The organism is Methylobacter sp., from assembly GCF_036845245.1.
GTDB lineage: Bacteria > Pseudomonadota > Gammaproteobacteria > Methylococcales > Methylomonadaceae > Methylobacter_A.
This window is the reverse complement of the sequence record NZ_DAIUEH010000091.1, coordinates 1-9,241: the sequence shown is the minus strand read 5'-3', so window position 1 is coordinate 9,241 and position 9,241 is coordinate 1. Positions and strand designations below refer to the sequence as shown.

The following is a 9,241-nucleotide window of genomic DNA, read 5'->3' as shown; positions in this document are numbered from 1 at the left end:
TGGCCGGGTCGGCCAAAGCGGGGTTAAGCAAGATCGGTTTTGTCAGCGATCCGACGAAAAGGCCTTAAGGAACGTGCATGAAATAACTTGAGCATTTTATTCTCCTCACCCCAACCCTCTCCAGAAGGAGAGGGAGCCAGTTGTCGAAGTTATTTCATGCGCGTTCCTAAGCCGGATTGTAGAATCTGCTGTTTGTACTCGGAATTTCCATGTGCAATTAGCTTACATAGCCTAGGTATATCTACGAAACGAAAATAACCTATCTACATTTTGGCAATAGTATTCACCGATACAAGTCGGGCCTGATCCAGTAATAGTTATGTAACATATTGTTTATAAAAATAATTCATCCAGAAAATCCAGATTATTTTTCCCGACGCACATCTAATGCTTCTCAGACTCTGATCCGTATTTGGGTCATACGCCTCTATACAAAAATCCTTACAGCTTGCTTAAAGCGTTATATACAATAGAATATAACACTTTAAGCAAACATGCCTGAAAACCGCTTCCCCACTTTCGGCATCTGACTATTTGAAGGTTAAATTATGAAACGCCAATGTCTCCCTTTGACGGCCGCCCGTCGCAATACAGAACAATCCTTGGTTTGATCCCATCTTATACGACATCAGCTAAAGTCTAAGGATGTTTGAACGAACAAACTGTACTTTATCAAGTCGCGACTCGTTCTGTACGGCGAGCTTGATTAAAGCCGATAAACCTGTTCTCAGGTATAGCGTAACTTGCGACCACACCGGGTTGGAACTATGACTATTCCTGTCAGCATATCAATAACCGTCGACACAACAGCTCGAAACAACTCAATGCATTGGAACGGCGTCGATTTGAACTGGGCTTATAATGTTCTGCTGGTCAGCATCCTCGGCCGGACGCAATGTATGCACCGCGCGCAGGATGTACTCCACGACTCATTGCTGCGCTTCGCGCTGGTGAACAAGCTCAAGCCGGTCAAGCAACCGCATGCCTACCTGCGTACCGTTGTGCGTTCGGTGTTGGCAGACCAGCACCGCGACCAATCCCGCTGGACGGCATTACCGGAAAACGATGAAGAACAACACGGCAACCCGGTTGCCGATTTTGGTGGATTCGCTCCTTCCGCAGAACATTTGGCCGAGCTTAATCAACGCCTGGAGATACTGCAACGGGTGTTGGATTGTTTGCCGCCCCGGTGTCGGGAGGTCTTTTGGCTGTTCCGGGTGGAAGGTTTCAGTCAGAAGGAAATCGCCGAACAGTTGGGCGTCGGCCTCAAAGCCGTCGAATACCAATTGGCTCGGGCCTTGGTGGATTTGGAAGCGGTCAGTACACTATTGGCGTGAACAAGATCAAGCAAGAAGCCGCCCTCTGGTTTGCGCGGGTGCAACATACCTCTCCCGACGACCCCAACCGCCGCCGATTCGAAACATGGCTACGGCAAAGCCCGGCGCATGCCGAAGCCTATGCCGCGTTTGAGAAGCTCTGGTCCCGTCTCGATTCCAAGGCCGATCTGGAAGCCATGGCCAATGCCCTCGAACATAAACGCGCGCAGGAATTCACTCGCCGTCGCCGCCTGCTTAAGGGCGGCGCTGTAGTGCTGCTGCTCGGCAGCGGCCTGGGGGAGCTGCTCTATCAACAATGGCTGAGTTATCCGCTGTGGCAGTCGGCCTTGCAAACCGCAGTCGGAGAAATTGGCGATCAGCTGTTGCCGGATAGCAGCCGGCTCACCCTGGGCGCGGACAGTCGGGTCCAGGTCGCATTCAGCCATGGCGAACGGCGAGTGGAATTGCTCCAAGGCGAAGTCCTGTTCGACATCGCCCGCGACGAACAACGCCCTTTCATTATAGGCAGCGGCATTGCGCAAATCACCGTACTGGGTACGCGCTTCGTAGTAACCCGATTGGCTCATCAAGTACGGGTCAGCGTCCAACGCGGACGGGTCGAGGTCAGTTCAGGGCATTTCTGGAATCGGCGGCGATTGGTGCTTGAAGCCGGCGAGGTGGCGGAAGTCGCGGCAACCGGCAATCGGACCGACAGCCCGCAAAAAGTCCGGCGCGATGCGGACGACGCTTTCGCTTTTACCCGAGGCAGCCTGGTATTTACCAAGGCGTCGTTGAACGAACTGGCTGAAACCCTGTCCCGCTATCATCGTCGGCCTGTGCGCGTACTGGATGGCGTCATTGGCGTTCCGGCCATTACAGCCGTCGTTCACACCGACGACATCGACGGCTTTCTGGATGTTCTCCCCCGCATATCGCCGGTCAGCGTACTCGACAACGGCAAGCAAATCTGGCTGGGTAGCTTGGTTCGATAAGGAGCAAGAGGGGAAATGCCTGTCTTGTAGGCCCCACGCCTACCCTTAATACTGTTGATTTGAACAATGCAAAGCCCTCTCCAAAGCATAAGCATCTACACAACTTTTTTGCATTATAAATACAATGAGTTACAAGCCGAGCCAACTCCCTCTCCTGCTGGAGAGGGTTGGGGTGAGGAGAATAAAAACAACCACTTATATCCCCCTCATCCCAACCTTCTCCCTCAAGGGAGAAGGAGCAGGCACTTGTGTAGATACCTATCTCTCCAGAGGGAGAGGGTTGGGTAACGACTGCAAGGATGCAGGAGGTAGAGCAACGCAGGGAGCAGTTGCCGAGGGGAAATCAACACAGGAAAAAGCTTATCTGTATCCCCTCATCCTAATCGTCTCCCTGAGGGTGAAGGAACACGCACTCTGAAGTCAACGTACGCGATAACGGCGAGCAAATCTGTGTCGGGGTAGCTTGGTTCGATAAGGAGCAAGGGGGCAAAAACCTCGTCCCAAAGTTCCTGACTTAAATCCACTTTACCGGATTCGCCATTGTTAAAGGCCAGCCAAAGCAAACCCGGTCTTGTAATATATTCATCTTTCTTTTTGCTATATGATAGAGCCTGAAATCATAATCCAAGGTTAAAACGCCATGCAGCTTACTTTAGAAATTCCTGATCAATATATTCAGGGCCAGAATCAAAGCCAAACAGCTCAGCAGATTAAGCTGTATGCTGCATTGTTGATGTTTCAATCCGGCCAATTGTCCCGAGGAGCCGCGTGTGAATTTGCCGGAGTCGATATTTACGATTTTTTCCTGGCCTGTAAACAGCATCATATTAGCGCAATAAATACCTCTGTAGAATCTATAGAAGCGGATGTTCTGCGTTTTCAACAACGGCACCATTAATGATCGTTGTTGCGGATAGTTCCGCTCTGGTTGCCCTGTCTGTATGCGATAGTCTCCAATTACTAGGTGCGTTATTTGGTGAAGTTAAAGTTCCACAAGCCGTTTATGATGAGGTTTGTATTGCTAATAAAGCGGAATCTCAAGTATTGAAATCCTATCTGGAAGATAAAGTCTGTAGTACCTCCGTGCCTATCAGCATCGAAAAATCGAATGGTCTGGGTAAGGGGGAATTGGCTGCTATCTGCCTGTATAAACAGCTTTCCGCAGATTTGTTGTTAATTGATGATGCGAGAGCCAAAAAGGTAGCTTATCTTAACAACCTTGAGGTAATGGGGAGTCTGGGTGTATTACTTTTAGCTAAAAAGACCGGTTTAATTGCCGCGATTAAACCATCACTGATCCTGCTACGTTGTTCTGATATTTTTATTAGTGAGCATCTTTTAGATCAAATATTGATAATGGCTGGCGAGTCAGGAGAGTAACAGTTCAAAAACAGTTTTCCGGTCCATATCCAAACTGGATACGTTTGAAGAGTCAGAAAACATGGGGTGAGAGAGATCTAAAAAACGCAATCCGTGACCGTTTGCAGCATATAAAGAGAATGGCTGCAGCCTCTTTCCCGGGGTCTCTACCCATACTCACAGTAAAAGCGAAAATCTGAAAAAAACCTCAAAACAGGCCTAGGGTAAAACCGGGGCTTCTCCGTCAATCAGGAAACAACCAAGCCAATGTTATCCTGGAGAAGCCCCATGTCATCATTTCATAAACCAAGCCTACGGCCTGTTGCCGCGCTCATCATAGCCTCGTCGCCCCTGGCGGTTGATGCCGCCCCTATGGATTTCAACCTGCCTTCGCAACCGCTGGAAGCCGCCATCAAGGCGGTTGCCAAAACCGGCGGACTCAATGTCGCTTTGGATGGCAGCCTGGTCGAAGGGAAAACATCGCCCGCCGTGAAAGGCCGTTTTGAAACCGAAGAGGCCTTGCGGAGGGTGCTGTCAGGCAGCGGTCTTTCCGTTTCGCTGCAAGGAGGGAGCGCCGTCATCGGCAAAGCCGATACCCATCTTAAGGAAGTGGCGGTGGTGGGCGACGCAGTCAGCATCCCTAAGGAAGGAAGTGCGGAAGCAGGTTATAAGGTCGATACCGCCAAAAACGTTGGGCCTTGGGGTACCAAGAAACTACTGGATACGCCTTACTCTATGGCGGTAACCAGTAGCGACTTAACCTACAACACGATAAGCAGTTCTCCTGTACAAATTTTTGAAAAACTTCCCTTAACTCAAGTACGTATCGCAACGGCTGGCAGTTCCATGATCAGCAATATCAATATGCGTGGTTTCCTAGTACAGAAAACCATTATCGACGGGGTGAGAAACGACAATACCGGCTACGGCATGTTCATCGAAGACGTGGACAGGATTGAAATGCTGAGCGGCTTGTCGGGATTTTTATATGGGCAGGGTAATGTTGGCGGTGCTATCAATTACGTGACTAAACGTCCGACCTCTACACCGCTGTATGAGGCCACCGTGGGTAATTACGGCGGTGAAAAATATTTCGGCCATGTAGACCTGGGCGGCCCGATAGATCGGGATGGGAAATTCGGCTACCGCATGAATATTATGGCGCAAGACGGCGATACGCCCATCAAAGACCAATCCCTGACAAAATGGCTGGCGAGCGGCGCATTGGATTGGCATGTCATGGATAACCTGTTGATACAAGCCAATGCCTCTACCGGCTATTACAAACTGAATAATACACAGCAGGAATGGTCTTTCCCTGCTAACAGTACCCTCGCCAGCGTGCCTGCCGCACCCGATAACAAAAGGCTTTGGACACCGAACGGTACTTTTGACGAGCTTGAAGTCAACAAGGTGGGTGCCAATTTAAAATATGACCCTAATGACATCTTTTCACTAAGATCAGGGTTTGGTCATTTTGAATATTTACGCAACCAAATCTATGGCACCACCGCATCGGTGATGAGCAATACCGTCTATAACACCGGAGTCAATAAACGTAGAATGCAAGAAATCAGCGACGGTGAGTATGCCTATCTTGATTCGCGTTTCAAAACTTTCAACATAGAACATAAACTGACCTTGGGAATTAATTTTTCCCAGAATGAATTTGGGTATGGTGCTATTAACGGGGCATTAAACTTTGTCCTGCTACCTCCCAAAGATTTAAACCTATCCGACCCCAATTCAGCCAACAAAATCAATCCCATTGCCGGCTTCGATTTTAACCAGTTGAGCATGGTGACCAGTTCAGAAACCGCCAACTATAATTACGTTATCGGCGACGATATAAAAATCAACGACCAATGGTCGGCACTCGTCGGTCTGAACTACTCCAACATCCAGGCAAAGAGTTTCAATACGGCAACGGGGGCTGTTACCAGCAGCTACGACAAATCTGCACCCACCCCTAGCGGATCGCTGCTTTTTAAACCGCTACCCAACCTCACCACCTATGCCAGCTACATGGAGTCGCTGGAACAAGGCACGATAGTTGGACCCACCTACAAAAACGCTAATGCCATTCTTGAGCCGTTGACCAGCACCCAATACGAAGTCGGCGCCAAGGCGGAACTGGGTAAAACCTTGCTGACCCTGGCATTGTTTCAGATCAATAAAGGAAATCAATACTCTAATGATGGTTCGTCCACCGGAACCTTTGTGCAAGACGGCAGGCAGGTACATGAAGGCATAGAACTTACCGCCACGGGCAAAGCGACGGAGAATTTGACTGTGCTGGGTGGATTTACCGTCATGGATCCAAGGGTTGAAAAAAGCAACAGTCCTGCTTTGGAGGGTAAACAGCCCGCTTATGTCTCCGATAAAATGGCAAAGCTGTATGCGGAATATGCCTTGCCGTTTGTACGCGGATTATCGCTGACCGGGGGTGTTTACTACACCGGAGAATCCTACGCCGACACGGCGAATAAGTTCAAGGTTCCCTCCTATACCACAGGCGATCTAGGTGCCAGATATGTCACAAAACTGTCCGGGAACGAGGCTGTACTTAGGCTCAATGTGACCAATGTCACCGATGAAAACTATTGGATAGTGGGTGCAAGTGGTTTAGGAACTCCACGTACCGTGGCTTTTTCTGCAAGCATGAAGTTTTAATCGGCTTTCGATTCGCAACCAAGCGGGGCGGGGTTTGCAACCCCGCTCCTAACGTTTTTTCGATGCCTGAGTTAAGCAGCTATGTTGGAGTCTCGCAAAACATTTCGAACGGGGCAACATGCCCCGTCCGGCTGCCGGAGACAATACGCACTACCGTTTTTCTAACACCACATGAACCAGGGCCGTTACCGGCCCATTTGAATCTTAAAATAAGGAGACCTAAATGAATTTTCCCCTGCAAGAAACACCGACTGGCAGCGAACTGGCCGGTGCCGGCGTCTATATCCGCAACCTGCCGCACCTGCACTACAGCTCGGTAACCCTGTTCCTGCGCGAAGTGCAGGGCAAGCTGCTACGGCACGTAGCGAGAGAAAAAGTCTCGACCAGCGGTTGGTCGCTGGACATGCTCGGCGAGCATGCTTCTCTGCTGGAGGCCAGCGACGGCCGCGAAGAGGACCGCAAGACCTGGCTGCTGCGCCATGGCCCGGACCTGATCACTTTGATCGAAGTCATAGACGGCTGGGCCGACGTCGCCACCGCCGGAAAAGACCTGGTCGAGGTGGAGGCAACCTGCACCGCCGTTGCCGGACAAATTGCCACCAAGGACCCCGGCGGCGTCACCCCCATTACGTTTTGGGCGCTCGACCCCGACAAATGGCCGCAACCGATGATGCGCAAGTTGCCGACGCCGGCTTGGCAGGAACTGGCCGACAACTACAACGACGGCGTCGTGGCGGGTATGGAACGCCTGTTTGCGCTCGATGGCTGTCCGAAGGAACGCATGATCCTGTGGCATGGCGCCCCCGGCACTGGCAAGACCCATGCGCTGCGGGCGCTGATCCACGAATGGCAATCCTGGTGCGACGTGGCCTTCATCACCGACCCGGAACGCTTCGTCGGCGGCTCGCCCACTTATCTGTTCCGGGTCGCCAATTTCACCGGCGGGCGCACCGCCGCCGAGTCGCACCGGCGCAGCAAGCTGATTATTCTTGAAGACGCCGGCGAGTTGATGACCACCGAGGCGCGCCTGTCAATCGGGCAAGGGCTGTCGCGGCTGCTCAATTTGACCGACGGTTTGATGGGGCAAGGCTTGAACGTGATGGTGCTGATCACCACCAACGAACCGTTGAGCGCAATGCACCCGGCCGTGGTGCGTCCGGGGCGCTGTTTATGCGAGATGGCGTTTGGAGAACTTTCCGCCGAAAAGGCCAATCGCTGGCTGCGCGCGCATGACAGCCAGGTCGTGGTCGATGAACCCACTTCCCTTGCCCAGCTTTATGCGATTGCCGGTGGACGTATCGCCTGATAATCGGGTCGGGCAACCGCTTTTCGTTGCCCGACATTTCGGTATTCAAAGTTCCTCTCCGTATGGCAACAGGGTAAGGTCGGGCATAAACAGCATGTCCGACCAAGTGGGTAAGTATTCAGACCCCTTAGCTCCATACGGTTGGCTTAGCCATTAAACGGTTGGTTTAGAATTTTATGGCTAAGTTACGCCAAGACCTTCCAGGTTTTAAAAACCTGGAAGGTCTAAATACGGTCGGGGTCTGAATAGTGACCCAAGTGGAAGCAAACAGGGAACGAATATTTTGTCCATTTTTTAAACCATTATTTTCTATTATGAAACTACCGGCATGTTTTCGACATTCGGCCCAGCGAGTACCATTCTGCCTTACCGTTGCCGTAAGCCTCCTGATGGTGCTGTTTTCAGCGCTTCCGCCCCGCCTTGCCGAGCCGGTCAGTGCCGATAAAACCCGCGTTGTCCACGATATGGCAGGCCATCCGGTGCGCTTGGAAGGAACGGCCCGGAAAGTGATGATTTTCGCGCCGATGCTTTGGCACTATGTCAACGTTGATGGCAGCGATAAACACGTATTCGCCATTGCCAAGTACATGAAAAAAGAAGCTCAGCACACGCTGTTCGGCAAGCTCTATCCCGGCGCGGCGAGCAAAGACGAAGCGCTGACCAGCGCCGGCGCTGTTCCGCTGGGCGTCGAGCAGGTCTTGCTGGAACGTCCCGATGCCGTTCTTAGCTGGACGGGCTTTGCCACGGGACTCGAAAACATCCGCTATCCCGGTTTGGTCAAACTCGACAGCGACGCTTCCCCGGCCAATGCAGTGCTCTACCGGCTATTCGGCGAACTGGCCGGTCAATCGCAACGCGTGCAGTGGTTATTCGATCGCTATGGACGGCAAGTCGACGACATCCGAACTAACGTGCCAAGCGGTTCGCAGCCAGCCAAGATCATCGTGCTGAGCAGTGATCGCCTCTACCTCTGGGGTGCGAATGCGGCCGGTTTCAATGCCAACCTTCGTTTATTGAACGCTGAAAACGTCGCCGCCGGGGTCAAACGGCAAAACGGCGATACCAACATCGAAACCTTGCTCGGCTTCGACCCGGAGGTGATTTTTATCGCTTCTTATTACATGTCGGCATTTTTTCCTGCCGATGTGTATGCCGATCCGCGTTTGCGTTCCCTGCGCGCCGTCAAGAACCGCCGCGTCTACCGGATGCCCGCCGGTGCCTCGCGGATGGAAGGCCCTGTCGAGTTGCCGCTGTTGATGGCGTGGATGGCGGAATTGCTCCACCCGGAAATAACGCCAAAGATTCGTTTACGCGAGATGATTCGCCAGACTTACCAGGAAGTATATGGCTATGCGATGTCCGAGCGAGAGATGGATGAGCTGTTGCAGATCGAGCACAACAACATATCGGTGAATTACGAGCGGTTTGCTCGGGTTCCCACGTAGCGGGGAACGAATATTTTGTCATTTTTTAAACCATTATTTTCTAGTATGAAACTATCGGCATGTTTTCGACATTCGGCCGCTGCTCGGCGGCAGGAACAAAGCAACGGCTCTCCAGGCGTTAATCGTTGCTCAGGTTTTAAATCGGCCGAT

At 51.8% G+C, this 9,241-nt stretch carries 8 protein-coding genes; all 8 read left to right on the top strand.

Annotated features, from left to right (window positions below; translation table 11 throughout):
- Positions 1-767: 767 nt before the first annotated feature.
- The 8 genes from V7051_RS23810 (at position 768) to V7051_RS23775 (ending at position 9,091) form a co-directional block, all read left to right on the top strand.
- Positions 768-1,337, top strand: coding sequence for an RNA polymerase sigma factor (locus V7051_RS23810; protein WP_334168781.1), 570 nt, complete (start codon positions 768-770; stop codon positions 1,335-1,337).
- Positions 1,334-2,308 (top strand): FecR family protein, encoded by a 975-nt coding sequence (locus V7051_RS23805; protein ID WP_333879237.1) that lies wholly within the window; start codon positions 1,334-1,336, stop codon positions 2,306-2,308. The genes V7051_RS23810 and V7051_RS23805 overlap by 4 nt, the downstream gene beginning before the upstream one ends.
- 124 nt (positions 2,309-2,432) lie before the next feature.
- Positions 2,433-2,726 carry a hypothetical protein gene (locus tag V7051_RS23800; protein ID WP_333879236.1) on the top strand — a complete coding sequence of 98 codons (294 nt, stop codon included), beginning with the start codon at positions 2,433-2,435 and terminating at the stop codon, positions 2,724-2,726.
- A 222-nt stretch (positions 2,727-2,948) separates the two neighbouring features.
- Positions 2,949-3,206, top strand: coding sequence for a UPF0175 family protein (locus V7051_RS23795; protein WP_333879235.1), 258 nt, complete (start codon positions 2,949-2,951; stop codon positions 3,204-3,206).
- Positions 3,206-3,688: a DUF3368 domain-containing protein gene (locus tag V7051_RS23790; RefSeq protein WP_333879234.1), complete on the top strand. Its 483-nt coding sequence runs from the start codon at positions 3,206-3,208 to the stop codon at positions 3,686-3,688. The genes V7051_RS23795 and V7051_RS23790 overlap by 1 nt, the downstream gene beginning before the upstream one ends.
- A 267-nt stretch (positions 3,689-3,955) precedes the next feature.
- Positions 3,956-6,340, top strand: a complete 2,385-nt coding sequence (locus V7051_RS23785; protein WP_333879233.1) for a TonB-dependent receptor — start codon at positions 3,956-3,958, stop codon at positions 6,338-6,340.
- Positions 6,341-6,563: 223 nt separating this feature from the next.
- Positions 6,564-7,646 carry an AAA family ATPase gene (locus V7051_RS23780; RefSeq protein WP_333879232.1) on the top strand — a complete coding sequence of 361 codons (1,083 nt, stop codon included), beginning with the start codon at positions 6,564-6,566 and terminating at the stop codon, positions 7,644-7,646.
- A 389-nt stretch (positions 7,647-8,035) separates the two neighbouring features.
- Positions 8,036-9,091, top strand: coding sequence for an ABC transporter substrate-binding protein (locus V7051_RS23775; RefSeq protein ID WP_333879231.1), 1,056 nt, complete (start codon positions 8,036-8,038; stop codon positions 9,089-9,091).
- The last annotated feature ends 150 nt before the right edge of the window (positions 9,092-9,241 follow it).

Excerpts from the sequence above, each read along its gene's own strand:
- V7051_RS23810 (WP_334168781.1), top strand. The coding sequence starts at position 768 with ATGACTATTCCTGTCAGCATATCAATAACCGTCGACACAACAGCTCGA.
- V7051_RS23800 (WP_333879236.1), top strand. The coding sequence starts at position 2,433 with ATGAGTTACAAGCCGAGCCAACTCCCTCTCCTGCTGGAGAGGGTTGGG.
- V7051_RS23795 (WP_333879235.1), top strand. The coding sequence starts at position 2,949 with ATGCAGCTTACTTTAGAAATTCCTGATCAATATATTCAGGGCCAGAAT.
- V7051_RS23790 (WP_333879234.1), top strand. The coding sequence starts at position 3,206 with ATGATCGTTGTTGCGGATAGTTCCGCTCTGGTTGCCCTGTCTGTATGC.
- V7051_RS23785 (WP_333879233.1), top strand. The coding sequence starts at position 3,956 with ATGTCATCATTTCATAAACCAAGCCTACGGCCTGTTGCCGCGCTCATC.
- V7051_RS23780 (WP_333879232.1), top strand. The coding sequence starts at position 6,564 with ATGAATTTTCCCCTGCAAGAAACACCGACTGGCAGCGAACTGGCCGGT.
- V7051_RS23775 (WP_333879231.1), top strand. The coding sequence starts at position 8,036 with ATGGTGCTGTTTTCAGCGCTTCCGCCCCGCCTTGCCGAGCCGGTCAGT.